At 73.0% G+C, this 24,806-nt stretch carries 26 protein-coding genes; 13 read left to right on the top strand and 13 right to left on the bottom strand.

What is annotated here, in order from left to right; genetic code table 11:
* Positions 1–6: 6 nt before the first annotated feature.
* Together ABZO31_RS22150 and ABZO31_RS22145 are read right to left on the bottom strand one after the other, a co-directional pair.
* Positions 7–1,332 carry a DUF3152 domain-containing protein gene (locus ABZO31_RS22150; RefSeq protein ID WP_406863000.1) on the bottom strand — a complete coding sequence of 442 codons (1,326 nt, stop codon included), beginning with the start codon at positions 1,330–1,332 and terminating at the stop codon, positions 7–9.
* A 6-nt stretch (positions 1,333–1,338) separates the two neighbouring features.
* Positions 1,339–2,301, bottom strand: coding sequence for an alpha/beta fold hydrolase (locus ABZO31_RS22145; RefSeq protein ID WP_406862999.1), 963 nt, complete (start codon positions 2,299–2,301; stop codon positions 1,339–1,341).
* A 139-nt stretch (positions 2,302–2,440) separates the two neighbouring features.
* Between ABZO31_RS22145 and ABZO31_RS22140 the strand changes: the two genes are divergently transcribed.
* The 4 genes from ABZO31_RS22140 to ABZO31_RS22125 all read left to right on the top strand — a co-directional run bounded on the left by ABZO31_RS22140 (position 2,441) and on the right by ABZO31_RS22125 (position 4,292).
* Positions 2,441–2,668, top strand: a complete 228-nt coding sequence (locus ABZO31_RS22140; protein ID WP_406862998.1) for a hypothetical protein — start codon at positions 2,441–2,443, stop codon at positions 2,666–2,668.
* Positions 2,669–2,850: 182 nt separating this feature from the next.
* Entirely contained in the window at positions 2,851–3,510 is a 660-nt protein-coding gene (locus ABZO31_RS22135) for a TetR/AcrR family transcriptional regulator (RefSeq protein WP_406862997.1), read from the top strand.
* A gap of 134 nt (positions 3,511–3,644) precedes the next feature.
* Positions 3,645–3,872 carry a DUF3107 domain-containing protein gene (locus ABZO31_RS22130; protein WP_406862996.1) on the top strand — a complete coding sequence of 76 codons (228 nt, stop codon included), beginning with the start codon at positions 3,645–3,647 and terminating at the stop codon, positions 3,870–3,872.
* 150 nt (positions 3,873–4,022) lie between these two features.
* Entirely contained in the window at positions 4,023–4,292 is a 270-nt protein-coding gene (locus ABZO31_RS22125) for a hypothetical protein (protein WP_406862995.1), read from the top strand.
* A gap of 8 nt (positions 4,293–4,300) precedes the next feature.
* Here the strand turns inward: ABZO31_RS22125 and ABZO31_RS22120 are convergent, their stop codons facing one another.
* A complete protein-coding gene (locus ABZO31_RS22120; protein WP_406862994.1) occupies positions 4,301–5,050 on the bottom strand; it encodes a ferritin-like fold-containing protein in 750 nt (249 codons plus the stop codon).
* Between the two features lie 469 nt (positions 5,051–5,519).
* Between ABZO31_RS22120 and ABZO31_RS22115 the strand changes: the two genes are divergently transcribed.
* The 3 genes from ABZO31_RS22115 to ABZO31_RS22105 all read left to right on the top strand — a co-directional run bounded on the left by ABZO31_RS22115 (position 5,520) and on the right by ABZO31_RS22105 (position 9,095).
* Positions 5,520–7,853, top strand: coding sequence for a DEAD/DEAH box helicase (locus ABZO31_RS22115; protein ID WP_406862993.1), 2,334 nt, complete (start codon positions 5,520–5,522; stop codon positions 7,851–7,853).
* 94 nt (positions 7,854–7,947) lie between these two features.
* Positions 7,948–8,829, top strand: coding sequence for an alpha/beta fold hydrolase (locus ABZO31_RS22110; protein WP_406862992.1), 882 nt, complete (start codon positions 7,948–7,950; stop codon positions 8,827–8,829).
* Positions 8,830–8,942: 113 nt separating this feature from the next.
* Entirely contained in the window at positions 8,943–9,095 is a 153-nt protein-coding gene (locus tag ABZO31_RS22105) for a hypothetical protein (RefSeq protein WP_406862991.1), read from the top strand.
* Between the two features lie 88 nt (positions 9,096–9,183).
* Here the strand turns inward: ABZO31_RS22105 and ABZO31_RS22100 are convergent, their stop codons facing one another.
* From ABZO31_RS22100 to ABZO31_RS22085, 4 genes are all read right to left on the bottom strand, one after another.
* Complete coding sequence (locus ABZO31_RS22100; protein ID WP_406862990.1) at positions 9,184–9,789, bottom strand: MarC family protein; 606 nt, start codon at positions 9,787–9,789, stop codon at positions 9,184–9,186.
* Positions 9,790–10,044: 255 nt separating this feature from the next.
* Entirely contained in the window at positions 10,045–10,905 is an 861-nt protein-coding gene (locus ABZO31_RS22095; protein WP_406862989.1) for a PHP domain-containing protein, read from the bottom strand.
* Positions 10,906–11,019: 114 nt separating this feature from the next.
* Positions 11,020–11,658, bottom strand: coding sequence for a DUF6758 family protein (locus ABZO31_RS22090; protein ID WP_406862988.1), 639 nt, complete (start codon positions 11,656–11,658; stop codon positions 11,020–11,022).
* 128 nt (positions 11,659–11,786) lie between these two features.
* On the bottom strand, positions 11,787–12,377 hold the full coding sequence (locus ABZO31_RS22085; protein ID WP_406862987.1) for a suppressor of fused domain protein: 591 nt from the start codon (positions 12,375–12,377) through the stop codon (positions 11,787–11,789).
* A 508-nt stretch (positions 12,378–12,885) separates the two neighbouring features.
* Here ABZO31_RS22085 and ABZO31_RS22080 point away from each other — a divergent pair.
* Together ABZO31_RS22080 and ABZO31_RS22075 are read left to right on the top strand one after the other, a co-directional pair.
* Positions 12,886–14,028 carry a magnesium and cobalt transport protein CorA gene (locus ABZO31_RS22080; protein ID WP_406862986.1) on the top strand — a complete coding sequence of 381 codons (1,143 nt, stop codon included), beginning with the start codon at positions 12,886–12,888 and terminating at the stop codon, positions 14,026–14,028.
* Between the two features lie 36 nt (positions 14,029–14,064).
* Entirely contained in the window at positions 14,065–14,574 is a 510-nt protein-coding gene (locus ABZO31_RS22075) for a hypothetical protein (RefSeq protein ID WP_406862985.1), read from the top strand.
* 21 nt (positions 14,575–14,595) lie between these two features.
* On the opposite strand, the gene ABZO31_RS22070 is transcribed toward ABZO31_RS22075, so the two are convergent.
* Positions 14,596–15,363 (bottom strand): hypothetical protein, encoded by a 768-nt coding sequence (locus ABZO31_RS22070; protein ID WP_406862984.1) that lies wholly within the window; start codon positions 15,361–15,363, stop codon positions 14,596–14,598.
* Between the two features lie 221 nt (positions 15,364–15,584).
* Between ABZO31_RS22070 and ABZO31_RS22065 the strand changes: the two genes are divergently transcribed.
* From ABZO31_RS22065 to ABZO31_RS22055, 3 genes are read left to right on the top strand one after another with little or no spacing between them, the layout of a single operon-like run.
* A complete protein-coding gene (locus ABZO31_RS22065) occupies positions 15,585–16,850 on the top strand; it encodes a magnesium transporter MgtE N-terminal domain-containing protein (RefSeq protein WP_406862983.1) in 1,266 nt (421 codons plus the stop codon).
* Positions 16,843–17,424, top strand: coding sequence for a DUF1003 domain-containing protein (locus tag ABZO31_RS22060; RefSeq protein ID WP_406862982.1), 582 nt, complete (start codon positions 16,843–16,845; stop codon positions 17,422–17,424). Before ABZO31_RS22065 ends, ABZO31_RS22060 begins: the two co-directional genes overlap by 8 nt.
* A gap of 43 nt (positions 17,425–17,467) precedes the next feature.
* Positions 17,468–18,601: an Mrp/NBP35 family ATP-binding protein gene (locus ABZO31_RS22055; RefSeq protein ID WP_406862981.1), complete on the top strand. Its 1,134-nt coding sequence runs from the start codon at positions 17,468–17,470 to the stop codon at positions 18,599–18,601.
* 63 nt (positions 18,602–18,664) lie between these two features.
* On the opposite strand, the gene ABZO31_RS22050 is transcribed toward ABZO31_RS22055, so the two are convergent.
* The 5 genes from ABZO31_RS22050 to sigE form a co-directional block, all read right to left on the bottom strand.
* Positions 18,665–19,294: a hypothetical protein gene (locus ABZO31_RS22050; RefSeq protein ID WP_406862980.1), complete on the bottom strand. Its 630-nt coding sequence runs from the start codon at positions 19,292–19,294 to the stop codon at positions 18,665–18,667.
* A gap of 107 nt (positions 19,295–19,401) precedes the next feature.
* Positions 19,402–19,872, bottom strand: coding sequence for a sec-independent translocase (locus tag ABZO31_RS22045; RefSeq protein WP_406862979.1), 471 nt, complete (start codon positions 19,870–19,872; stop codon positions 19,402–19,404).
* A gap of 101 nt (positions 19,873–19,973) precedes the next feature.
* Positions 19,974–22,112, bottom strand: a complete 2,139-nt coding sequence (locus ABZO31_RS22040) for a S1C family serine protease (RefSeq protein ID WP_406862978.1) — start codon at positions 22,110–22,112, stop codon at positions 19,974–19,976.
* 56 nt (positions 22,113–22,168) lie between these two features.
* The gene (locus ABZO31_RS22035) at positions 22,169–23,119 is read right to left on the bottom strand and encodes an anti-sigma factor family protein (RefSeq protein ID WP_406862977.1); all 951 of its coding nucleotides are present in this window, start codon (positions 23,117–23,119) and stop codon (positions 22,169–22,171) included.
* The gene (gene sigE / locus ABZO31_RS22030) at positions 23,116–23,898 is read right to left on the bottom strand and encodes an RNA polymerase sigma factor SigE (RefSeq protein ID WP_406862976.1); all 783 of its coding nucleotides are present in this window, start codon (positions 23,896–23,898) and stop codon (positions 23,116–23,118) included. The genes ABZO31_RS22035 and sigE overlap by 4 nt, the downstream gene beginning before the upstream one ends.
* 184 nt (positions 23,899–24,082) lie before the next feature.
* Here sigE and ABZO31_RS22025 point away from each other — a divergent pair, with 184 nt between their 5' ends.
* Positions 24,083–24,757 carry an O-methyltransferase gene (locus ABZO31_RS22025; protein ID WP_406862975.1) on the top strand — a complete coding sequence of 225 codons (675 nt, stop codon included), beginning with the start codon at positions 24,083–24,085 and terminating at the stop codon, positions 24,755–24,757.
* Positions 24,758–24,806: the final 49 nt, after the last annotated feature.

The following is a 24,806-nucleotide window of genomic DNA, read 5'->3' as shown; positions in this document are numbered from 1 at the left end:
GGGAAATCAGCTCCCGGGATGCACCCAGGGATTGGGTCGGCACGTGATGCCGTCGATGTCGAGGGACTTGGTCTGCTGCTGCATCACGGGGGCGAGCGCGCCCTCGGTGCGGCAGTTCACGTGCCCGTGGCCGAGCCGGTGGCCGACCTCGTGGTTGATGAGCATCTGCCGGTAGGCGTGCATGGCCTTCGGGCCGAAGGTCTCCGCGCCCTGCGCCCAGCGGAAGGCGTTGATCATCACGCGCGGGGTGGAGGCGGAGTCGCAGGACACGTTGTCGACCGTGGTGTCCAGGCCGGACTTGGCGCACCACACGCCGGTGGTGCCGGGGCTGGCGAGGGTGATGACGAACTCGGGGTCCCCGCTGGAGATCCGCTCGAAGGTCATCGCGCCCTTGCCGGCCCAGCTGCGTGGGTCGTTGAGGGTCTTCTGCACGGCCTGCGCGAACAGTTTCCCGTCGAGCCCGAGGCCCTTCTCGACGTCGATCCGGTACCGGACCTTGTCGCCCTTGCCGGGCGCCTTGTCGAAGCCGGGCACGGCCTCGAAGTCCCCGGACCCCTTGAGCTTCGGGTCGATCGGGAACTGGCGGGTCATCAGCTGCTCGTACGTGGGCGGCCCGGGCTGCACCGGGGCCTGCTGCGACGGGGTGGCCCGGTCGTCCGAGCGGTCGACGCGGGTCCCGTCGGCGCCCTCGACGGAGCGCCCGGTGTCCCCGACGGCCCGGTCGGCGGAGGAGCGGCTGTCCGGGTCGATGACCTGGCCGGCGACGACGACGGCGAGAACGGTGGTGACGGCGGCGGCCGCGACGCCGGTGAAGGTGCGGCCGGCCCGGCCCTTCCTGCTCTCGGCCTCGGGCTGCTCGTCGGTCTCGGTGCCGTCCTCGGTGAGAGGTTCGGTGTCGAAGGCCGCGACGTCCTCGGGGCGCGGCCGGCGCCGCTGTCCCGGTATCGACGCGGCACCCTGCGGGGCGGCGGCGCGGCGGGGCGTGCCCTGCCAGTCGCCGTAGCGCTGGGGCTGCGGGGCTCCCTCGGGGTGCTGGGGGTGCCCGCCGCGCACCTCGGCGCCGGGGCGGGCGCCGCCGTACGGGCCGGGGCCCCGGCCGTACGCGGGGGTGCCGTGGGCGGGGGTCCCGTACTGCGGGGTGCCGTGCGGCGGCGTGCCGTACTGAGGTGTCCCGTGCGGCGGGGTGCCGTACTGCGGTGTGCCGCGCGGCGGCGTCTCGGTGGCCGTGCCGGCACCGCGGCGGCGGCGCCCGGTGCCGGTACCCGGCCTCCCCGCCGCCGGCTCCCCTGGTTCGGGCTGGGGAGCGGGGCCCTTGCGACTATGTCGTCCCACCCCGGGTCAGCTCCCGCCGTCGTTGTCGTCGATCAGTTCGCGGACGGCCCCCGCGACCGCCTCCGGATACTCCATCATGGCCACGTGCCCGGCCTCCGGCAGGGTCAGCAGCCTAGACCCACGGAACGCCGCGGCCGCCCTGCGGGCCATACGGTACGAGACGAGCTGGTCGCGTCCGCCGTACACGAGGAGCGTCGGGGCGAGCACCCGCTCGGCCTGCCGCCACAGTCCGTGCTGGCCACCGAGGGTGTACGCGTCGACGATGCCGCGGGCGGAGCGCGCCATGGCGTCCCAGAAGTACGGGAGTTCGAGCCGTCGCTCCATCTCCTCCACGGCGTGTCGCAGACCCTCGGGCGTCACCCGTCCGGGGTCTCCGTAACAGAGGCCGAGCACCCCGCGCACCCGCATCTCGGGCGTCCAGTCCTTCGTGAGCCGGGCGAACAGCGGGGCCGCGCCGGGCACCGCGAGCAGCGCGGTCGGCCAGGCGCTGCGCTGGACGCGCAGCTCGGGAAGCGCGGGCGAGACGAGGGTGAGGGTGCGCACCAGGTCGGGGCGGACGGCGGCGACGCGGGTGACGGTGGCGCCGCCGAGCGAGTTGCCGACGAGGTGGACCGGGCCGCGGTCGGCCGCGTCGAGATAACGGATGACGGCGCGGGCGTGTCCGGTGACCGAGTAGTTGCCGTCGTCCGGCGGCGGCGAGTCGCCGAAGCCCGGCAGATCGAGGGCCTCCCCGTCGACCTTGTCGGCGAGCAGCGGCATCATCGTGGACCAGTTCTGCGAGGAGCCGCCGAGGCCGTGCACGTACAGCGCGGGCGGCAGGCCCTCGCGGACCGCGGGCCGGGCCCGGACGGTGAGCGTGAGCCCGGGCAGCGCGACGGAGCGCAGCTCCTCCCCCTCGGCGACCCGGACCGCGCGGGCCCGCGCGGCGGGGGCGACGGCCCGGGTTTCCGGCAGCTCGGTCGAAGACATGGGAGCGATATTACGAGACGATCACGCCGGGGCGCGTGTGTGTGCCGTCACAGGTTCGGCCCGGCGTCGCGTGCGGCGGGCTCCGCATGCTCCTAGGCTCGTAGGAGAGGGATCCGTCGGAGGCCCGGAGAGGAACCTCATGACCGCCGATCCGTCCGAACCGGACACGTTCGCCGAGGATGCAGAGGAAGCTGAGGCCGCAGTGCTCGACGAGGAGATCCCCGAGGCAGACGCGGCCGAGCAGCACGCCGAACTGCAGCAACGCGCCGACGACCAGCTGACCCACATCGACAAGGACCGCGCCAGCGAGGGCGACGCGGCCGAGCAGGCACGGGTCGTGACGCTGGACGAGGACGACTATCGCTGAAATGGTCGCTGATGGGTTCTGATTGATTTGTTCGGATTGATGTTGTTCAACGTTGAACCCACGACTGTCCTGAGCGTCCGGTCCGTGAAATTCTGAGTCCGCACCGCGCACAGCCGGGTTACCGAAACGTACGATGGCGGGCGCGACGCCACAGCGCGCATGGATCGAACTTGGGAGGCGGCGTGAGCGCCATCGAGCAGACAGAGGCAGCGCGCCCGCGGGGCACGCGCCTGCCGCGCCGAGCCCGACGGAACCAGCTTCTCGGAGCCGCCCAGGAGGTTTTCGTCGCGCAGGGCTACCACTCTGCGGCGATGGACGACATCGCGGAGCGCGCGGGTGTCAGCAAGCCGGTCCTCTACCAGCACTTCCCGGGGAAGCTCGAGCTCTACCTGGCCCTGTTGGACCAGCACTGCGAGGCGCTGCTGCAGTCGGTGCGGGCGGCGCTCGCCTCGACCACGGACAACAAGCTCCGGGTCGCCGCGACGATGGACGCCTACTTCGCGTACGTGGAGGACGAGGGCGGCGCGTTCCGCCTGGTCTTCGAGTCCGACCTGACCAACGAGCCCGCGGTGCGCGAACGCGTGGACCGGGTGAGCCTGCAGTGCGCCGAGGCGATCTCCGAGGTGATCGCCGAGGACACCGATCTGTCGCCGGACGAGTCGATGCTGCTCGCGGTCGGCCTCGGCGGCGTGTCCCAGGTGGTCGCCCGCTACTGGCTGAACAGCGGTTCCGGCATCCCTCGCGACAAGGCGGTGACGCTGCTGACCTCGCTGGCGTGGCGGGGCATCGCCGGCTTCCCGCTGCACGCCGCGGAGCAGCACCTGACCGCCGAGGGCCACTGACCCGACGGCCGCCGGTTCCGGCTGTTCGCTCCTGGCGTTCTCCGAGCGACCGTGGCGCGTCCCCGCACCGGGCTAATCTGTGCAGCGTACGGCGCGGGGATCGCGCATCACTGACCGTTCGGAGGGACATAGCCGTGGAGGTCAAGATCGGCGTGCAGCACGCGCCCCGGGAGATCGTTCTGGAGAGCGGGCAGTCCGCCGAGGAGGTCGAGCGTCTGCTGGCCGAGGCGCTGGCCGGCAAGGCGCAGCTGCTCAGCCTGACGGACGAGAAGGGCCGCAAGGTCCTGATCCCGGCGGACCGGATCGCGTACGTGGAGCTCGGCGAGCCCGCGACGCGGCGGGTGGGCTTCGGCGCGCTCTGAGCCGACGAGGTGACATGCAGGGCCCGGCGGGCGACCGCCGGGCCCTTTGTCGTGTGCACGCGCGATTGGGAGGATTGCCTTCCGGGCGCCCCGGGTAGGACGAGCGTTGACCGATTTGCCCGCCCCGCCCCGCACGCGAGGTGATTCGCCGTGATCCTGGAAGCTCTCGGAGCCGCGCTGCTCGGACTGGCCCTGGCCTGGGCCGCCGTGCACCGGATGCCCGACCGCCTCCCCGTCCGCCGGGTCGTGCTCACGACGGGCTCGCTGGGCGCCGTGTTCGGCGCCCTGCTCACCCACGGCGCACTCGGCCCGGGCCACGTCACGGCCGTCCTGGTCGGCGCCGTCGCCGTGTCGACGGTGCTCCTGTCGCTCCTGCTCCGCCCCGCGAACCGCCGGCTGCGCCGCTCAGCGGCCGTGTGAGACCGGCGCTACGCCGCCAGGCCCAGCGCCGCCATGCGCTTGGTGTGGGCCTCGGTGATGCGGGAGAACATCCGGCCGACCTCGGCGAGGTCGAAGCCGTCGGCCACCCCGCCCACCAGCATCGTCGACAGCGCGTCGCGCTCCGCGACCACGCGCTGCGCCTGCGAGAGCGCCTCGCCCATCAGCCGCCGCGCCCACAGCGCGAGCCGGCCGCCGACCCGAGGGTCCGCCTCGATCGCGGCGCGCACCTTCTCCACCGCGAAGTTGCCGTGCCCGGTGTCGTCGAGCACCGACAGCACCAGCGCGCGGGTGTCGGAGTCGAGCCGCACCGCGACCTCGCGGTAGAAGTCGCTGGCGATCGAGTCGCCCACGTACGCCTTGACCAGGCCCTCCAGCCAGTCCGACGGCGCGGTCTGGCGGTGGAAGTCGTCCAGTGCCTTCGCGAACGGCTCCATCGCGGCGGTCGGCTCCTCGTCGATCGCGGCCAGCCGGTTACGCAGCTGCTCGAAGTGGTGGAACTCGGCGGAGGCCATCTTCGCCAGCTCCGCCTTGTCGGCCAGCGTCGGCGCGAGCTTGGCGTCCTCGGCGAGCCGCTCGAAGGCCGCGAGCTCGCCGTAGGCCAGCGCGCCCAGCAGATCGACCACCGCGGCACGGTACTGCGGCTCGGCGGACGCGGCGGCCCAGTCCTGGGCGGCGATGCCGGTGTGTTCGGCGGTCTCGGCGGGCGTGGCGTTCTCGGCGTTGTCAGGCGTCTCCATGGACCGCACAATAGCCCGCTCCCCGCCCCGTGGAAGGTCCCGAAGCCCCTGGTCAGTCACTGTGACCTCGCACTCCTCACCATTTCTCCCGACACGCCTGCGCGATTAGGGGGTACAGTGGTAAAGCGCCTGTCGAGTATGCAGACAAGTTTTCGCATGTTCGCTCGTACTCGGTGGGCCGACTCATGAATGAGGATGCCCGGTCGGTGGCCCGGCTGGCTCCGACCCGACAGCCCTCCCAGCACACATGCGGGAGGGGCCCTCAGCGGCACGACGCTCGAGCGACGGATGTGGTCCCGCGCCACCCGGCTGCGATCGCACACGATCCGGCCGATGTGATGCGGCACGGTACGACCCCCAGCGTTCGCCTCGCGCCGCGTCTCACAGAAGAGGCAGCACCCTGACTACCACGTTCCGAGAGCTCGGGATCCTTCCCGAGACCGCCGAAGCGCTCGAAGCCGTCGGCATCGTGAATCCCTTCCCCATCCAGGAGATGACGCTCCCGGTCGCCCTCTCCGGCACCGACGTCATCGGCCAGGCCAAGACCGGTACGGGCAAGACCCTCGGCTTCGGTCTGCCGATCCTGGAGCGCGTCACCGTCCCCGCGGACGTCGAGGCCGGCCGGGCCCGTCCCGAGCAGCTGACCGAGGCGCCGCAGGCGCTGGTCGTGGTCCCGACCCGCGAGCTGTGCCAGCAGGTCACCAACGACCTGCTCACCGCCGGCAAGGTCCGCAACGTGCGCGTCCTCGCCATCTACGGCGGCCGCGCGTACGAGCCCCAGGTCGAAGCGCTGAAGAAGGGCGTCGACGTCGTCGTCGGCACCCCCGGCCGTCTCCTCGACCTGGCCGGCCAGCGCAAGCTCGACCTGTCCCACGTCAAGGCCCTGGTCCTGGACGAGGCGGACGAGATGCTCGACCTGGGCTTCCTGCCCGACGTCGAGAAGATCATCAACATGCTTCCGGCGAAGCGCCAGACCATGCTGTTCTCGGCGACCATGCCGGGCGCGGTCATCGGCCTGGCCCGCCGCTACATGTCACAGCCCACGCACATCCGCGCGACCTCGCCGGACGACGAGGGCGCCACGGTCGCGAACATCACGCAGCGCGTCTACCGCGCGCACTCCATGGACAAGCCGGAACTGATCTCCCGCGTCCTGCAGGCCAACGGCCGAGGGCTCGCGATGATCTTCTGCCGTACCAAGCGCACGGCGGCCGACATCGCCGAGCAGCTGGAGCGGCGCGGGTTCGCCTCCGGCGCGGTCCACGGCGACCTCGGCCAGGGCGCCCGCGAGCAGGCGCTGCGCGCGTTCCGCAACGGCAAGGTCGACGTGCTGGTCTGCACCGACGTCGCCGCCCGCGGTATCGACGTCGAGGGCGTCACGCACGTCATCAACTACCAGGCGCCGGAGGACGAGAAGACGTTCCTCCACCGCGTGGGCCGCACCGGCCGCGCGGGTGCGAAGGGCACGGCGGTGACGCTGGTCGACTGGGACGACATCCCGCGCTGGCAGCTGATCAACAAGGCGCTGGGGCTGGACTTCCACGACCCGGTCGAGACGTACTCCAGCTCCCCGCACCTCTTCGAGGAGCTGGACATCCCCGCGGGTACCAAGGGCATCCTGCCCCGTGCCGAGCGGACCCGTGCGGGTCTGGACGCGGAGGAGCTCGAGGACCTGGGCGAGCCGGGCGGCCGCCGTGGCCGCTCCGGTGGCCGGGGCGAGCGCGACCGCGGCGAGCGGACCGAGGAGCGTCCGGCCCGGACGCCGCGTCAGCGCCGCCGTACGCGCGGCGGGGCGTCGCTGGAGGAGTCCGCGGCCGCGACGCCGGCCGTGGAGTCGCCGGTGACGGGCGAGGACGGCGACCAGCCGACCGCGCCGCGCACCCCGCGTCGCCGTCGCCGTACGCGTACGGGCGGCGGTTCGGCCACGGTCCCGGCCGCGGCGGCTCCCGTCGAGACGCCGGTGGTGGCCGAGACCCCGGTCCCGGTCGAGGCCCCGGTCCTGGTCGAGGCCCCGGCCGCGGCTCCTGTCGAGGAGACGGCTCCGAGGCAGCGCCGTCGCCGTCCCCGCTCGTCCGCCCCGGCGGCCGAGGCCGCGGTAGCGGTGGCGGAGGCCCTCGTGGCCCAGGCCCCCGCGCCGCGTCGCCGCGCCCGCGTGGTGCGCCCGTCGACGGAGCCGGAGATCGGCTTCCAGACCGTGGAGAGCGTCCTGGCCGCCCAGGCCGCCGCGACCCCGGTCGCCGAGCCGGTGACCGAGGAGCCGAAGGCCGCCCCGCCTCGCCGTACGGTGAAGAAGGCCGCCGAGCCCGTGGTCGCCGAGACGGTCGTCGAGGAGACCAAGCCCCGTCGTCGCACCGTCAAGAAGGCCGCGGAGCCCGTGGTCACCGAGACGGCCGAGACCGTCGAGGAGACCAAGCCCCGTCGCCGTACGGTCAAGAAGGCCGTCGAGGCCCCGGTCGCGGAGGCGGCCGAGGTCGAGGCCGCGCCGCGTCGCCGTACGACGAAGAAGGCCGCCGCCCCGGTCGCCGAGGCCACCGAGGCCGAGGCCGCGCCGCGTCGCCGGACCGTGAAGAAGACGGCCGAGGCCGTGGCCGAGACGGCGGAGGCCGAGGCCAAGCCGCGTCGCCGGACCGTCAAGAAGGCCGCCGAGGCGCTGGTGGAGGCGGCGGCCGAGACCGTCGCCGAGGCCAAGCCGCGTCGTCGTACGGCCAAGAAGGCCGTGGCGGCCGAGGCTCCGGACGCGTCCGAGCCGAAGGCCCCGCGTCGCCGGACCACGAAGAAGGCCGCGGCCCAGCCGGAGAGCTGAGCCCGCAGCCCGCGACAGCACCGCGGCCCGGTCCCTTCCCAGGGGCCGGGCCGCGGTCGTTCGTCCCGCCCGACCTGCGGTTACAGTCGCTGCTATGAGCAAGCCCCGCTCCCTCGCACTGCCGCCCCGCACCCAGGCCCGCCAGCTGCACACCGCGCGCGGCGACTTCGCCGTGCTCGACACGCAGCCGTCGGGCGAGCGGCGCGGCACCGCGCTGCTGCTGCCCGGCTACACCGGCAGCAAGGAGGACTTCCTGGCCCTGCTCGGCCCGCTGAGCGAGGCCGGGTACCGGGTGGTGGCGGTCGACGGCCGGGGCCAGCACGAGACGCCGGGGCCGCGCGGCCGGGCCGCGTACCGCCGACGGGCGCTGGCGCTGGACGTGGTGGCGCAGGCGGCGGCGCTGGGCGACGGTCCGGTGCATCTGCTGGGCCACTCCTTCGGCGGCCTGGTCGCGCGGTCGGCGGCCGGGGCGGCGCCGGGCGCGTTCCGCTCGCTGACGCTGCTGTCGTCGGGCCCCGGGCGGGTCGCACGGCCGCAGCGCATCCGGGTCCGGGCGCTGCGTGGGGCGCTGGCCCTGCTGCCGAAGGAGCGGGTGTGGCTGGCGACGCGCTGGCTGGACAGCCGGGGCGAGGAGCCGGGCGTGACGGACCCGCCGGAGCTGGTGTCGTTCCTGCGGCGCCGCTGGATGCGGACCCGGGTCGCCCAACTGGCGGGCGCGGGGCGGCTGTTGCTGACCGACCCGGACGGCGTGGCGGAACTGTCGGCGCTGACGCTGCCGCTGCACGTCGCGTACGGCGCGGACGAGATGGTCTGGCCGGTGCCGTACCTGGCGGCCGTGGCGGCGCGGACGGGCGCGGAGCACACGGTGGTGGCGGGTGCGGGCCACTCGCCGAACGTGTCCCATCCGAAGGAGCTGGCGGAGCGTCTGGCGGGGTTCTGGGCGATGGCGGAACGCGTCGTGCCGGTTAGTAGTTAGCCAATCGAAAAATTTCCTTAGCGTAGGGAATGGTTGCGCGTGCATAATGGTTGTCGTACGACGACACCCAGTTCTCCTCAGGAGGATCAACTCCCCGACGAAGGGAGAAGCGCGTGCGCTTCGAAATTCTGCGCCTCGACGACATCGACGGCACGCCCGTCGACCGCACGGTCGTGGACGCCGCCTCCGTCAACCGGATCGTGCAGCAGGCCGCCTCGGTCGGCCAGCGCATCTGGATCCGCCCGGCCGACACCACGGCCTCATAACATCCTGCGCAGTACCACGCACCGCGCCCCCGCACGGACTCCGGAACCCGGAATCCGTACGGGGGCGCAGTGGTGTCCGCGGTAGGCCCTAGGCCCCCTGGATCACCTGGGTGACGCCGTTGATGATCTGCTGCACGGCGATGGCGGAGAGCATCATGCCGGCGAGGCGGGTGACGAGGACGACGCCGCCGTCCTTGATCAGCCGGATGATCACGAGCGAGTAGCGCATGGTCAGCCAGAGCACGACGTGCATGGCGGCGATGGCGGCCCAGACGGATATCTGCGCGCCCACGCCGTCGGCGTGCTGCACGGCGAGGATGACGGAGACGATCGCGCCGGGGCCGGCGAGCAGCGGCATGCCGAGCGGGACGAGGGCGACGTTGACGTCCTTGGTCTGCTTGGGCTCGTCGGTCTTGCCGGTGAGCAGGTCGAGCGCGATGAGCAGCAGAAGCAGACCGCCGGCGATCATCAGCGCCGGGACGGAGACGTGCAGGTAGGCGAGGATCTGCTGGCCGAGGATGCCGAAGACCGTGATGACGCCGAAGGCGACGGCGACGGCCTGCCAGGCCATGCGCCGCTGCACCTTGGCGGGCCGGCCCGAGGTGAGGCCGAGGAAGATCGGCGTGATCCCGGGCGGGTCCATGATCACGAAGAGGGTCAGAAACAGCGAGCCGAAGACGGCGACGTCGAACACGATGAGCCTTGCAGGAGTGGGTGGGGTGTACGGGGGTCGGTGCGGAGGGGGCAGCGGCGCGCGCGTCGGGGACCCGGCACGCGACAAGCGGGACCGGAAGCTCCGGTCCCGGCCACACGCCGGCCAAGCCCTTGCCGGGGCGGGGCGCATCGGGAACGGCCGGACGAAGGCACGCCGTCACGGGACGGCGCGGGCGGGTCCGGCAGGTGTGCCCGCCGGCGGATGCGCCGGATCGGGCGGGGCCGCTGCCTGCGGCTAGTCGCGTCCTCCGGTCCCGGGGACCGGGAAGGCGCCGGTGGCACGGCGGGTGATCTCGCCGTACACCTCCGGGTCCGTGGTGAACTCGCCGAGGACGCAGGTCTTGCGGCTGCCGTGGTAGTCGCTGGAGCCGGTCGCGAGGAGGCCCAGCTCGCCGGCGAGGCCGCGGAGCCGCGTCCGGGTGGCCTCGTCGTGGTCCATGTGGTCGACCTCGATGCCGTCCAGGCCGGCGGCGGCGAGGCGGGCGACGGCGTCCTCGGGGACGACCTCGCCGCGCTTGACGGCGAGGGGGTGCGCGAAGACGGTGACGCCGCCGGCGGCCTTGACCAGGCGGATGGCGTCGAAGGGGTCGAGCTCGTGCTTCTCGACGTACGCGCGGCCGCCGTCGGCCAGCCAGTCGGGGGTGAAGGCCCCGGACACGTCCGGGACGACGCCCAGCTCGACGAGCGCCTCGGCGACGTGCGGGCGGCCCACGGAGCCGTCGCCGGCGATCCGGGCGACCTGCTCCCAGGTGACGGGCACGCCGAGGTCCTGGAGCTTGCCGACCATCGCGCGGGCGCGCGGCACCCGGTCGTCCCGCACGAGTTCGCGCTCGCGGGCCAGCTCGGGCTCCTCGGGGTCGAAGAGGTACGCGAGCATGTGCAGCCCGATGCCGTCGATCCGGCAGGAGAGCTCGGCCCCGGTGACGAGCGTCAGCCCCTCGGGCACCGCGGCGACGGCCTCGGCGTACCCGCGGGTCGTGTCGTGGTCCGTCAGCGCGACGACGTCGAGCCCGGCTGCGGCCGCGTTGCGGACCAGCTCGGCGGGCGTGTCCGTACCGTCGGAGGCCGTGGAGTGGGTGTGCAGATCGATACGCACGACGCGTGACTCCAACGGGCTGAGGACGGACAGGGGGCCGCTCCAGCATAACGGCCGAATCCCCCACCCCAGGCCGCGTCGCGGGTCCCCTCCCCGCGTCGGCGGGGAGGGGGCTTACGACAGCAGGCGGGGGGTCAGCGCGCCGCAGGGGAGGAGTTCGACCTCCGCGCCCGCGTCCCTCAGGTCGGTGAGGACCAGTTCGTCGTACATCAGGAGGCCGGACTGCTCGGGCCAGACGATGGCCCAGAGCCACAGCCCGCGGGCCTCGCCGGCGAAGACGGCGCGGTCCGTGGGGCCGCCGTTGACGTGCCAGAGCGGGGTCGGGCGGCCGGCGGCGAGGACCTTGGCCTGGGGTGGCTTGTCGACGTTCATGCCGGGGCCCGGGTCCGGTCCGTCCATGCCCGCGTACCGCGCGCCGAGACCGACGCCGAGCTCCTCCGCCACGAGCACCAGCTCGCCGATGCCGCCCAGCGGACCGGGGCCCGAGCAGGCCACCGCCGTGGCGCGACCTCCACTCCTGTCGTCACCGGCGCACGCGACCCCGGTGAACAACCAGCCGACCGGCAGTGGCCACGGCATCCAGACCGGTACCTGGGCGCGGTGCACCGCCACTCCCAGGGCCTCGACACTGGGCGGGACCACCGGCTGCAGCGGGTGCACGGTTCCGTGCACGGCGCACTGCCAGGAGTCGGCGAAGAGACCGGGCGCCCTGACCCGGCCACCACACTTCGGGCAACTGGGTTCGCCCCTCATAGGGCTCAACGGTGCTCCCCGGTCGGCGAGACGTCAAGGACGATCACCCTTCCGGAGTGGGGGAATCCACCGAGTGACGTCACTTCGCTCGGCCGTTCGAGGGGTCGCACGGCCGTCCCGGTTTACGGTCAGTCCAGCGTGACCGGCCGCCGCAGCGGGTCGCGCAGATCCGTCCCCTTCGCCAGCCACCGCTCCTCGAGCGCCTGCGCCCCGTGCACCCGCTTCCACGCCGCCTCGTTCGGCGTCATCGGCAGCAGCGGCAGGAACTGCACCGGGTCCATGGGCTCGTCCAGCTCCAGGTCCTCCACCAGGCCGCCCGACTGCGCGACCAGGACCGAGGTGAACGGGGCCTCGGGCCACAGCGGTTCGCCCACGTCGAGCGAGGCCCCGGGCGCCACGACCACACCCTCCACCTGCGGCGTGGCCGCGAGCACCGCCAGCGGCCGCAGCACCTTGTCCGTGTCCGCGAGCCCCGCCCGCACCGTCAGCACCAGCTCCGCGCGCGGGCCCTTCACCGGGTCGGCCAGCATCGCCGTCGGGTCCGCCATCGGCTGCGCGGACATCCCCAGCGTCGCGTACCGCACCAGTCCGTCGTCGCGCGCAGTGAAGCGGAGCACCTCGATCCGGTCGGTTCCGAGGAACGTCACCGCGGCCCGCGCGTCCGGTTCGCCGAGGGCCGTGAGCAACCGGGCCTCGACGAGAGCAAGAACTTCTCCCATGCGGCGAGCATAAAGCGCGTACGGAACGGGCAAAGGAAGGGATTGACCCTCTGTCGGCTGATAGTGTTGGCCGCTGGTCGGGTGTCCCGACTGCACGTCATCACGTCATCCCCCACGGGGGACCGGCCGGAGGAGGTGGGGCTGCGATGGATCGAAGTCGATCGGGTAGTACCAACCGCTCTTCCGCCCTGCCGCACCCAGGCCGCATCGCCACCGCCGCCACCACGGTGCATCCCTCCCGCTGAACCCGGCTTCACCACGGGTTTCGCGCGGTCGCCCGAGCCATCGGGCCCGCGTCGGCCACGGGCCTGTCGCACGACGGAAGAGCATCTCGCCTTTGCCTGTCTGTAGCGAACGCCGTCACCGCGTCTCCAGCGGTGCCGCCCGCTTTGCGGACGTAGACGTAGGACCCGGGCCCGGCCCCGTACCGACCGCCCCCGCTCCTCGACGTCCCCATTCCGGGCAGTGCCACCTCTCGCCGACGGCCTCTCCGTGAAGGAGCCAGCCCATGTCGATGATCCGTGACCTGCGCGCAGCGGTCCGCCCGTCCCTGCGCCCCTCCCTCCGCAAGACGCCCAGCGCGTACGGCGCCGCCGGCACCCCGCCGTACGACCCCACCCGCGACCCGTCCGCCTCCTCCGCCGTCGTCGACTGCGCCGTCTACCGCGACGGCCGCCGTGTGGAGGACCCCGCCTGCCTGACCCCGCGCGAGGCCATGCGCCGCGTCCGGGACGGCGGCGGCTTCGCCTGGATCGGGCTGCACGAGCCCACCGAGGCCGAATTCGCCGGTATCGCCGCCGAGTTCGGGCTGCACCCGCTCGCCGTCGAGGACGCCGTGCACGCCCACCAGCGGCCCAAGCTGGAGCGGTACGACGACACCCTCTTCACCGTCTTCAAGACGATCCACTACGTCGAGCACGCCGAACTCACCGCCACCAGCGAGGTCGTGGAGACCGGCGAGGTGATGTGCTTCACCGGGCGGGACTTCGTCATCACCGTCCGGCACGGCGGCCAGGGCTCGCTGCGCAACCTGCGGCACCGCATGGAGGGCGACCCGGAGCTGCTGGCCAAGGGCCCCTCGGCCGTGCTGCACGCCATCGCCGACCATGTGGTCGACGGCTACATCGCGGTCGCCGACGCGGTCGAGCTCGACATCGACCAGATCGAGATCGACGTCTTCTCGCCGCCCGCGAAGGGCTCCCGACGCGGTACGGACACCGGCCGGATCTATCAGCTCAAGCGCGAGGTCCTGGAGTTCAAGCGGGCCGTCACCCCGCTGCTGCGCCCGATGCAACTGCTCAGCGAGCGGCCGATGCGGCTGGTCGACCCGGACATCCAGAAGTACTTCCGGGACGTCGCCGACCACCTCGCCCGCGTCCAGGAGCAGGTCGTCGGCTTCGACGAGCTGCTGAACTCGATCCTCCAGGCCAATCTGGCGCAGGCGACGGTCACGCAGAACGAGGACATGCGCAAGATCACCTCGTGGGCGGCGATCATCGCCGTGCCGACGGCGGTCTGCGGCGTGTACGGCATGAACTTCGACTACATGCCCGAGCTGCACTGGAAGTTCGGGTACCCGATGGTGCTCGTCGGGATCGCGGGTGCCTGCTTCGCCATCCACCGCACGCTCAAGCGCAACGGCTGGCTGTAGGCGGCCGCCCGGGGGCGGGTCGCTAGGCTTCGTCCCATGACTGACGCGCTGCTCGGGCCCGCCCTCGTCGAGGAGGCCACGAAGAAGTCCGGCCTCATCTGGGTCAAGGGCTCACGCCCGGCCCGGGCGCTGTGGCACGTCTGGTTCGACGGCGCCGCGCACGTCGTCGGCGACGGGCCGGGCGAGCAGCCGCTGCCCGGACTGACGGCCGGCGGCACGGCCGAGGTGACCGTGCGCAGCAAGGACAAGGGCGGCAGGCTCGTCGCCTGGACGGCCTCGGTCACGGAGCTCGCCCCCCGCTCGGAGCAGTGGGAGGCGGCCGTCGCCGAGCTCAAGGGCAAGCGGCTGAACGCGCCCGACGGCGAGGCGATGCCGGAGCGGTGGGCGCGGGAGTGCCGGGTCCTGCGGCTCACCCCGCGCGACGCGATCACGGACCTGCCGGACGGCTCGCTGGCCGCCACGCCGCTGCCGACGGCGGCCACGACCCGCCGGCCGATCCCGGCGGGGCTGCCGAAGCTGCTGCTGAAGCGCGGGAAGCGCCGCTGAAGGGGCGCACGCCCGCCCCCGCTAGTCCGCCTTCGTCTTCGGGAGCTGCTTGCCGTAGTCGACGGTCTGGGCCTTCGCCGGCTCGGCGAGCGGGAAGTCCTTGTCCCACTCGGACAGCACCACCACGCCCGCTCCCCCGCCGCGCGCGAACTGCACCGGGTACGGCGTGCCGTCCAGAGAGACGTCGAGGGTGCCGCCCTCGCCCTCCTGGCCGCCCTTCACCTCGACCGTGCGGACGCCGCCGATCTTGTTCCGGTCGCCCTTGACGGCCTTGCCGTGCAGGCCGAGGAGCCCGTCGAGCAGCAGGTCCATGTCGGTGAAGCCGCGCAGCTGCTTGTACGCCGGGTCGCCCTGCGGGACGACGACGTACTTGTCCTGCAGCTTCTCCGCGGCCTCCGTGTCGGCCGGCCCGGCCGCCCCGCCCGCCGTCGCCTCGTGCACCCAGAAGCCCGCGTCGGCCTTCAGGAACAGCGCCTCGCCGACCCGGAGCAGCTCGAAGGTGCTGTTCTTCGTGGTGACGGAGCCGGCCGCGCCGTCCTCCTTGAGCCGCATGTTCAGCTTGTACGTGCCGCCCTTGCTGACCAGCGTGCCCGAGAGCCGTACCGCCTTGGCCGCGTCCGCCGCCGCCTGCGCCTTCTGCTCGATCGCCGCGGCGGACAGCCTCCCCACGCCGTTGGTGCCCTTGTCCGGGTCCTCCGCACAGCCGGCGAGCAGCCCGGTCAGACCGGCACAGAGCACGACAGGGACGGCGGCCCTGCGGGCCCGCGTTGCCAGGGGGAGAGTGCTCACCGGCGCACTGCCTCTCGTCTGCCTGTGGAAATGCGTGTGGGGGGTGCCCGGGCGCCTGTGGGGGAGGCGGGGCAGACCGCAGCGTACCCGTGCCGCCTGCCCCACCCGGCAGGCAGCCGTACGGACTCGTTTCCGGAGCGCCACGGAACGGCACGGGCTAGCCTGAACCCGTCATAGAGCAGCAATTCGCGACAGACATGGACGTGGAGGAGGCGCTCGGCATGGCGGCAGGCGCCCCCCGGATCTTCGTCTCGCACCTCTCCGGCTCCCAGGTCTTCGACCCCAACGGCGACCAGGTCGGCCGGGTCCGCGACCTCGTCGCCATGCTCCGCGTCGGGCGCCGCCCGCCCCGGCTGCTCGGCATGGTGGTCGAGGTGCTGAGCCGGCGCCGGATCTTCGTGCCGATGACCCGGATCACCGGAGTGGAGTCCGGCCAGGTGATCACCACCGGCGTCGTCAACATGCGGCGCTTCGAGCAGCGCCCGACCGAGCGGCTCGTCCTGGGCGAGCTGCTCGACCGGCGGGTCACGCTGGTGGAGACCGGCGAGCAGGTCACCGTCCTCGACGTGGCCATCCAGCAGCTGCCGGCCCGCCGCGACTGGGAGATCGACCGCGTCTTCGTCCGCAAGGGCAAGGGCGGGGTACTGACCCGCAAGGGCGAGACGATGACGGTCGAGTGGTCGGCGGTCACCGGCTTCTCCCTGGAGGAGGACGCGCAGGGCGCGGAGAGCCTGGTCGCCACCTTCGAGCGGATGCGCCCGGCGGACCTCGCCAACGTGCTGCACCACCTCTCCCCCAAGCGCCGCGCCGAGGTCGCCGCCGCCCTCGACGACGACCGGCTCGCCGACGTCCTGGAGGAGCTGCCGGAGGACGACCAGATCGAGATCCTCGGCAAGCTCAAGGAGGAGCGCGCCGCGGACGTCCTGGAGGCGATGGACCCGGACGACGCGGCGGACCTGCTCTCCGAGCTGCCGGAGGAGGACAAGGAGCGGCTGCTCACGCTGATGCGGCCGGACGACGCGGCGGACGTGCGCCGCCTGATGTCGTACGAGGAGCGGACCGCGGGCGGTCTGATGACCACCGAGCCGATCGTGCTGCGCCCTGACTCCACGGTCGCGGACGCGCTGGCGCGGGTACGCCAGCAGGACCTCTCCCCCGCGCTGGCCGCGCAGGTGTACGTGTGCCGGCCGCCGGACGAGACGCCGACCGGCAAGTTCCTGGGCACCGTGCACTTCCAGCGGCTGCTCCGGGACCCGCCGTTCACGCTGGTCAGCGCGCTGGTGGACAACGAGCTGCCGCCGCTGGCTCCGGACACCCCGCTGCCCGCGGTGACGGGCTACCTGGCCGCGTACAACCTGGTCGCCGCGCCGGTGGTGGACGAGAGCGGCTCGCTGCTCGGCGCGGTCACGGTCGACGACGTCCTGGACCACCTGCTGCCGGAGGACTGGCGGGAGACGGACTTCCTGACGGGGGCGGCGCATGGCTGAGCGCGAGCGTGACCGGGAGCGGGACCGGGGCGAGCGGGAGCGCACGCTGCCGCGGATCCGGCTCGACCTGCCGCGGGAGCGGCCGCTGCGGCTGCTCCCGGAGTACGACCCGGAGGCCTTCGGGCGGCTGTCGGAGCGGATCGCCCGCTTCCTCGGCACCGGGCGGTTCCTGGTCTGGATGACGCTGACGGTCGTCGTCTGGATCGCGTGGAACGTGTTCGCGCCGGCCTCGCTGAAGTTCGACGAGTACCCGTTCATCTTCCTGACCCTGGCCCTGTCGCTGCAGGCCTCCTACGCCGCGCCGCTGATCCTGCTGGCACAGAACCGGCAGGACGACCGGGACCGGGTCAACCTGGAGCAGGACCGCAAGCAGAACGAGCGGTCGATCGCTGACACCGAGTACCTGACCCGGGAGGTCGCGGCGCTGCGGATGGGCCTGGGCGAGGTGGCGACCCGGGACTGGATCCGCTCGGAACTGCAGGACCTGCTGAAGGAGCTGGAGGAGCGGCAGGACGGGCGGCGCGATCTATTCCCGGGGGACGGCGACCGGCGGAGTGACGTAACCGACCGCTGAGAGCCTTTCCCGGGCCCATGGTCCGCGCCGTACCATCGTCGGTATGGCTACGGAAGACGCGGTGCTCGAAGCACTGTCGACGGTGAACGACCCCGAGATCAACAAACCGATCACCGAGCTCGGCATGGTGAAGTCGGTGGAGATCGCCGACGACGGCAAGGTCGCCGTGACGGTCTACCTCACCGTCTCCGGCTGTCCGATGCGCGAGACGATCACCCAGCGCGTGACGGAGGCCGTCTCCCGCGTCGAGGGCGTCACGGGCGTCGAGGTCTCGCTCGACGTGATGAGCGACGAGCAGCGCAAGGAGCTGGCGGCGGCGCTGCGCGGCACGACCGCCGAGCGCGAGGTGCCCTTCGCGAAGCCCGGCTCGCTGACCCGCGTGTACGCGGTGGCCTCCGGCAAGGGCGGCGTCGGCAAGTCCTCCGTGACCGTGAACCTGGCCGCCGCGATGGCGGCGGACGGCCTGAAGGTCGGCGTCGTCGACGCGGACATCTACGGCCACAGCGTGCCGCGGATGCTGGGCGCGGACGGGCGTCCGACCCAGGTCGAGAACATGATCATGCCCCCGTCGGCGAACGGCGTGAAGGTCATCTCCATCGGCATGTTCACGCCCGGCAACGCGCCGGTCGTGTGGCGCGGCCCGATGCTGCACCGCGCGCTGCAGCAGTTCCTCGCGGACGTGTACTGGGGCGACCTGGACGTCCTGCTGCTCGACCTGCCCCCGGGCACGGGCGACATCGCGATCTCGGTGGCGCAGCTCGTCCCGAACGCGGAGATCCTGGTCGTCACGACCCCGCAGCAGGCCGCTGCGGAGGTCGCGGAGCGGGCCGGCTCGATCGCCGTCCAGACCCACCAGAAGATCGTCGGCGTCGTCGAGAACATGTCCGGGTTGCCGTGCCCGCACTGCGACGAGATGGTCGACGTCTTCGGCACCGGCGGCGGGCAGAAGGTCGCGGACGGCCTGACGCGGACCACGGGCGCGACGGTGCCGGTCCTCGGCTCCATCCCGATCGACGTGCGCCTGCGCGAGGGCGGCGACGAGGGCAAGCCGGTCGTCCTGACCGACCCCGACTCCCCGGCGGGCTCCGCCCTCCGCGTCATCGCCGGCAAGCTCGGCGGCCGCCAGCGCGGCCTGGCGGGCATGAGCCTGGGCATCACGCCGCGCAACAAGTTCTGACGCGGGTACGACGAAGGGCACCCCGGTCCGGGGTGCCCTTCGTCGTATCCGCGTCACCTGCCGTCAGGCGTACAGCCCGAGGTCCGCCACGGCGGAGAAGCCGAGCCCGTACGCGCTCATCCCCCTGCCGTACGCCCCGAGGTGCACCCCCGCGGACGTCGTCCCCGCCAGCACCCAGCCGAACTCGGACTCGCGGTAGTGGAACGGCATCGGCACCCCGTCCACCGGCAGCGACAGCGCGGACCACTCGGGCCCCTCCAGATCGTCCGCCAGCGCGAACGCCGCCTCCGTCTGCTGGTCCAGCCAGTCGTCCCGCAGCGTGTGGTCCAGCTGGCCGGGCCAGGTGTACGCCAGGAGGCCGGAGCCGGCCAGCCACGCGGCCGAGGAGACCGTCGTCGCGTCCAGGACGCCCGTACCGTCCCCGGAGCGCCGTACGGGGCTCGCGGCGACCGTCACGACCACGGCGAAGCGCTCCTTCTCCGCGCCGCCCGCGTCCGTCTTTATCGTCGGCTCGTCGCCGTGACCCAGCGAGCCGTGCTGCACGGTCCCGTCCGCGGCCGTGCCGACCTGCATCAGCCAGCGCGGCCCGGTGAAGGCCTCGTCGAGCCCGTACCAGGCGAACGGGGCGCGCAGGAAGCCCTCGGCAGCACGCCGGGCCGCGGGCACCCCTTCCACCCGACTCGTCGTCTCCATCTCCGGCCGCCTCCTCGATCTTTCGCGTCCGCAGCGGCGGACGACAGTCGAGGATATCCATCCCGCTCCGGCCGCCCGGGATTTGGCGGCCGAAGGAGTGTGGGGTGTCAGGTGGCGTCGGGGTCGAACGCGGGGCGCGCGGGCGTGTCGTCGCTCTTCTTCAGCAGGTCCGGCTTCGAGGCTCCCCCGGACTCCGTCCGGGAGGTGCCCCCGACCGCCGGGACGGACGAGGGCTCCGGGGCGGCCTCCCGCCCGTTCACCGCGTCCGCGACCTCGTTCATCTCCTTGCGGAGGTCGAACGTGTCCCGCAGCTCCTTGAACTCGCTGAGCTCGCCGCCCTCCTTGGAGAGCTGCTTGCGCAGGTACGTCTTCGGGTTGAGATCCTCGAACTCGAAGTCCTTGAACTCCGGACCCAGCTCGCTGCGGATGTCCTGCTTGGCGCTCTCGGAGAAGCTCCGGATCTTGCGGATGATGCCGGCGACGTCCTGGATGACCTTGGGGAGCTTGTCCGGCCCGAAAATGAGCACGGCGAGGACAACGAGCGTGGCGAGCTCGAGTATGCCGATGTCGTTGAACACCTTGCTGCTCCTTCAGGAGGTCCGGGCCCGCTCCAAGGTACCCGCCGAACCCGACGGCGTGGTACCTCGTGCCTGCCGTTGCAGTTGCCGTCGCATGGCCATCAGGAGCCCTGCGCGGAACCGAGGACCAACGTCTTGGTCTGCTCCGATCCGCCGCGCAGCACGGTCAGGGCGAGCCGGTCGCCGGGGCGGTGGGCGCGGATCTTCACGATCAATTCCTCACCGTTGTGAACCCGTTGGCCGTCGACCTTGGTGATGACGTCGCCGGGCCGGATGCCCGCCTTGGCTGCGGGGCCGCCGGGGGTGACGGAGGGCGTGTTGTCCTTGCCCTTCTCGCCGACGCGCGCGCCGTCGCCGTCGTACTGCATGTCGAGGCTCACACCGATGACGGGGTGGGTGGCCTTGCCGGTGTTGATCAGCTCCTCGGCGACGCGCTTGCCCTGGTTGATCGGGATGGCGAAGCCGAGGCCGATGGAACCGGACTGGCCGCTGGTCGGGTTCTCGCCGTTGCCGGCGGCCCTTATGGCGCTGTTGATGCCGATGACCCGGGCCTTGGAGTCGACGAGCGGGCCGCCGGAGTTGCCGGGGTTGATGGGCGCGTCGGTCTGGAGGGCGTCGACGTAGCTGATGTCGCTGCCGTCGCCCTTCTCGCCGCCGGCGGTGATCGGGCGCTCCTTGGCGCTGATGATGCCGGAGGTGACGGTGTTCTGGAGGTCGAAGGGCGCGCCGATGGCGACGACGGGGTCGCCGACGCGGACGTTGTCGGAGTTGCCGAGCGGGAGGGGCTTGAGGTTCTTGACGCCCTTGACCTTGACGACGGCGAGGTCGTAGCCGCTGTCCTTGCCGACGAGGGTGGCCTCGGCGGTCTCACCGCTGCTGAAGGTGACGGAGATGTCGCCGGAGCTGCCGGCCGGGTCGACGACGTGGTTGTTGGTGAGGATGTGGCCGCTGTTGTCGAGGACGAAGCCGGTGCCGGTGCCGGCGGAGCCGCCGCCCTTGACGTGGATCGTGACGACGCTGGGCAGCGCGCTGGCGGCGATGCCGGCGACGCTGTCCGGGGCGCGGCCGATGTCCTCGGAGTCGGCCTGCGGGAGCTCGACGGCGGTGGTGAGTCCGCCGGTCCGCTCGATGTACGCGCCGACGGCTCCGCCGAGGACGCCGGCGGCCAGTACCAGCGCCAGCACCCCCGCGCACCCGATGCCGCGTCGCTTGGCCTTCCCGTCGCCGGGCGGCGGCGCGACACCGGTCCCGGGCACGCTCCAGGGGTCGTACTGCACCCAGGGGGAGGCGGGGGCGGGAACGGGGTGGGGGTTGGGCGCGGGCATGGCCGCGGGGACGGGCATGGGGACGCCGGCCGGGGCCGGGGCGGGCATGGCAGCGGGGACGGGCATCGGGGCGCCGGCCGGGGCCGGGGCGGGCATGGCCGGGGCCGGGGCCGGCATGGCCGGGGCCGGCATGGCCGGGGCCGGCATGGCCGGGGCCGGCGGAGGCACGGGCGCGCCCTGAGGCGCCATGGGCCGCTGCACGGGCGGCGCAGGCGCCCAGGGCCCGGGACCGCCGTAGGGCGGGGTGCTGTACTCGTCCGGCTGATGCAGCGGCTGCCCGGGCGCCCGATAGCCCTCGGGAGCCGCGTCACCCGCCACCGGCGCGGACGGCTGCGCCGGTACGGGAGCGGTGTCACCGACGGACTGCGGGGGTACGGCCACCGGCTCCGGGACTCCGGCCTCGCCGCCGACGGCCGGGGCAGGCACCGGGTCGGCGACGGCGGGGGGCGGCGGGGCGACGTCGGCGGCGGGCGCGGCCGGACCGTCGGCGGGCTGCGCGGGCAGCGGTGCCGGCTGCGGGACGGCGGGGGCCGTGGCGGGCACCGCGTCGGCAGCGGGCGCGGCCGGGGCCTGCGGGGCCACATCGGCCGCCGGCGCGTCCGTACGGTCTGCGTCGACGGGCTGCGCGGGCAGCGGGGTCGGCTGCGGGGTGGCCGGTTCCGCCGTGGTGGCGGCGGATGCGGACGTGTCGGCGTCGGTCGACCCGTCGGTGACCGGACCGGTCTCCGGGTCGGACGGGGCCCCCGTCGTGGAGGGCCTCGTCGGGGCGGCGAGGGTGAAGTCGCCGTCCGGGTCGGTGGGTGCCGTCGCCTCCTGGCCGGGTATCACCGGGTCCGGTTCGGCGCCCGGTTCGGGCTTGCTCGCCGGGCGGCTCCACCACTTCGGCTTCCGGCCGGTGATCTTCCCGTCTTCCATGCTCTCCCCGTCACAGCGTGTCCTGTCCCTGCCCCGAGGATTCAATCAGGTTCAGGTCAACGCCGGGACGGGAGCGGGTCGCTCGAATGCGTCGGAGCCGTCAGAAGGGTCGGTTCGGGGGTGGCGGTCGGGAGGACCGGGGCGAACGCCGACTGGATCGCGGACCCCGTCGGCCGTATCAGCGGCGGGGACATCACCAGCAGCGGCGTGACCGACGACTGGAACCGGACGCCCGACGCCGCGTTCAGCCGGGCGTCGTTGAGGCGGGCCGCGTTCAGCCGGTCCGCGTTCAACGGGTCGGCGTTCAGCCGCGCCGACGTCACCAGCAGAGGGGCCGGCCGCTCCGCCGACCGCCCGCCGCGGTCCGTGGGGGTGTCGCCGATGCTCTGCGCGCCACCACCACCGCCACCGGACCGCGCCGGCGTCACCGCGCCCGCACCCTCGCCGCGCGCACTCGCCTCGACCGCCGCCTCCAGCGGCAGCGCGCCGCCGAGGGCGATGGCCGCGAAGGACACCGCGCTGGCCGCCGCGAAGGCGAACCGGCGCCCGCGCCCCGCGCGGTCCTGGCCGGGCCTGCCGACGTCGTGGATCCGGAAGCCTGGGGGTCCCCCCTGCTCGAGCGGAGCCGAGAGCTTGGGGGAATGCGGATCGACGGCGGCGGCCGTCGCGAACCCGGTGCCGGGCGGCATCCGGCGCAGGCCGAAGACGTCGACCGGGTCGAAGGGGCTGCCGCCGCCTCCGTCACCACCGGGGTCGCCCGGTCCGCCGGGCAGTCCTTGAAGGCGCGCCAGAAGCCCTTCGGACGGGGGCGGCGGCGCGGCCTGCGCGAACACGTTCTTCAGGCTGCGCTGCGCATCGGCCTCGGCCTTGCACTTGGCGCAGGTGGCGAGATGCGCGAGCACCCGCTCGCGCGCGTCATGACCGAGCTCGCCGTCGACGAGCGCCGCAAGCCGGTCCCCGAGGTGGTGCTCCACGGGGGTGGGACCGAGAGGACTGGAGCTGCTCACGCGGTTCCGCCCTCCCAGCCGACGGCGGCGGTCGCGGCCGGCGCCGGCGCCGCGTACGCCCGCTCCGCCCGGGCCTCCGGGGAGCGGTGCTGCAGGGCCTTGCGCAGATGGGACCGCCCGCGGTGGATCCGGCTGCGGACCGTGCCCAGCTTCACGCCGAGCGTCGCGGCGATCTCCTCGTACGAGAGCCCCTCGATGTCACAGAGGACGACCGCGGCGCGGAACTCCGGCGCGAGGGTGTCGAGCGCCTGCTGCACGTCCGCGTCGAAGTGGGTGTCGTTGAACGCCTGCTGCGGGGACGGCTCGCGGCTCGGCAGCCGCTCCGCCGCGTCGTCGCCGAGCGCGTCGAACCGGATGCGCTGCTTGCGGCGGACCATGTCCAGGAACAGGTTGGTCGTGATGCGGTGCAGCCAGCCCTCGAAGGTGCCCGGCGTGTACGTGGACAGCGAGCGGAAGACGCGGACGAAGACCTCCTGGGTGAGGTCCTCGGCGTCGTGCTGGTTGCCCGTGAGGCGGTAGGCGAGGCGATAGACCCGACCACTGTGCGTGCTGACGATCTCCTCCCAGGTGGGCGGAGTCCACGCCTGCCCGTCCGCGTCCGATGCGAAGGTCGCGGTGATGGGTGCGGAGTCGTCGGTGCGGAAACGGTCAGCGGTCTCGGTCACGGATTTCGGCTCACCCGCCGACCTGAGAAGACGCCGAAGCACTCCTCCCCGATCCACAGGCGCAGCCGCACCTCCCCTGTCGGCTCTGGTGGTGTCCAGTGGAGCCCCTACCATAGCCACCTCGTCCGTTAGCTCCGGATAAGAATCTTTACGCGAATTTGGGATCGGCTCGCAGGTCGCCGCCGGTCGTGCCATCGCGTACCCCCCGTTCTCGCGCTTCTCTCGCGCATCCCTCCCTGTCCCTTATGAACGCCCGGTCCCATCTGCGGGTTCCCGGGCACAGCGGATACAGTCACCGTTGCGCCAACTACGGGGACAGGAGAGGGCCATTACCGCCAACCGGCAGACGAGCTGGGCGTTCGCCGACGCCTTTGTCGCCGAGGACGAAGCACTGCGCTGGGCCCGTGACCGGGCCCGGGAGACAGGGCTGCCCTCGGTGTCGCCGTCTACCGGCGCCGCGCTGCGGCTCCTCGCCGCGACGGCGGACGCGAAGGCGGTGGCGGAGATCGGTACCGGCACCGGCGTGTCGGGGATCTATCTGCTGCAGGGCATGCGGCCGGACGGGGTCCTGACGACGGTTGATCCGGAGCCGGAGCGGCAGCAGTTCGCGAAGACGGCGTTCCGCGCGGCGGGCTTCGCCGGCAACCGGGCCCGCTTCATCCCCGGCCGTGCGCTGGACGTGCTGCCGCGGCTCGCGGACGGCGGGTACGACCTGGTGTTCTGCGACGGCGACCGGCTGGAGTGCCTGGACTACCTCGCTGAATCGTTGCGCCTGCTGCGCCCGGGGGGCCTGGTGTGCTTCGAGGGCATGTTCGCGGAGGGCCGCACGGTGGACTCGGCGGCGCAGCCGGCGGAGGTGCTGCGGGTGCGGGAGCTGCTGCGGGCGATACGCGAGAGCCAGGAGCTGCTGCCGTCGCTGCTGCCGGTGGGGGACGGGCTCCTCTGCGCCGTGCGGCGCGGTCAGACGGTCTGACAGAGACCCCCGGAAACGGCACCGCCCCGGCGCGGTCCTGGGGGCCGTG

The organism is Streptomyces solicamelliae (genome assembly GCF_045348655.1).
GTDB classification, from domain to species: domain Bacteria; phylum Actinomycetota; class Actinomycetes; order Streptomycetales; family Streptomycetaceae; genus Streptomyces; species Streptomyces solicamelliae.
This window is presented reverse-complemented; position numbering and strand designations above follow the sequence as displayed.

Excerpts from the sequence above, each read along its gene's own strand:
- ABZO31_RS22060 (WP_406862982.1), top strand. The coding sequence starts at position 16,843 with ATGGCTGAGCGCGAGCGTGACCGGGAGCGGGACCGGGGCGAGCGGGAG.
- ABZO31_RS22065 (WP_406862983.1), top strand. The coding sequence starts at position 15,585 with ATGGCGGCAGGCGCCCCCCGGATCTTCGTCTCGCACCTCTCCGGCTCC.
- ABZO31_RS22075 (WP_406862985.1), top strand. The coding sequence starts at position 14,065 with ATGACTGACGCGCTGCTCGGGCCCGCCCTCGTCGAGGAGGCCACGAAG.
- ABZO31_RS22090 (WP_406862988.1), bottom strand. The coding sequence starts at position 11,658 with ATGAGGGGCGAACCCAGTTGCCCGAAGTGTGGTGGCCGGGTCAGGGCG.
- ABZO31_RS22140 (WP_406862998.1), top strand. The coding sequence starts at position 2,441 with ATGACCGCCGATCCGTCCGAACCGGACACGTTCGCCGAGGATGCAGAG.
- ABZO31_RS22050 (WP_406862980.1), bottom strand. The coding sequence starts at position 19,294 with ATGGAGACGACGAGTCGGGTGGAAGGGGTGCCCGCGGCCCGGCGTGCT.
- ABZO31_RS22110 (WP_406862992.1), top strand. The coding sequence starts at position 7,948 with ATGAGCAAGCCCCGCTCCCTCGCACTGCCGCCCCGCACCCAGGCCCGC.
- ABZO31_RS22120 (WP_406862994.1), bottom strand. The coding sequence starts at position 5,050 with ATGGAGACGCCTGACAACGCCGAGAACGCCACGCCCGCCGAGACCGCC.
- ABZO31_RS22040 (WP_406862978.1), bottom strand. The coding sequence starts at position 22,112 with ATGGAAGACGGGAAGATCACCGGCCGGAAGCCGAAGTGGTGGAGCCGC.
- sigE (WP_406862976.1), bottom strand. The coding sequence starts at position 23,898 with ATGGTAGGGGCTCCACTGGACACCACCAGAGCCGACAGGGGAGGTGCG.
- ABZO31_RS22085 (WP_406862987.1), bottom strand. The coding sequence starts at position 12,377 with ATGGGAGAAGTTCTTGCTCTCGTCGAGGCCCGGTTGCTCACGGCCCTC.
- ABZO31_RS22055 (WP_406862981.1), top strand. The coding sequence starts at position 17,468 with ATGGCTACGGAAGACGCGGTGCTCGAAGCACTGTCGACGGTGAACGAC.
- ABZO31_RS22080 (WP_406862986.1), top strand. The coding sequence starts at position 12,886 with ATGTCGATGATCCGTGACCTGCGCGCAGCGGTCCGCCCGTCCCTGCGC.
- ABZO31_RS22145 (WP_406862999.1), bottom strand. The coding sequence starts at position 2,301 with ATGTCTTCGACCGAGCTGCCGGAAACCCGGGCCGTCGCCCCCGCCGCG.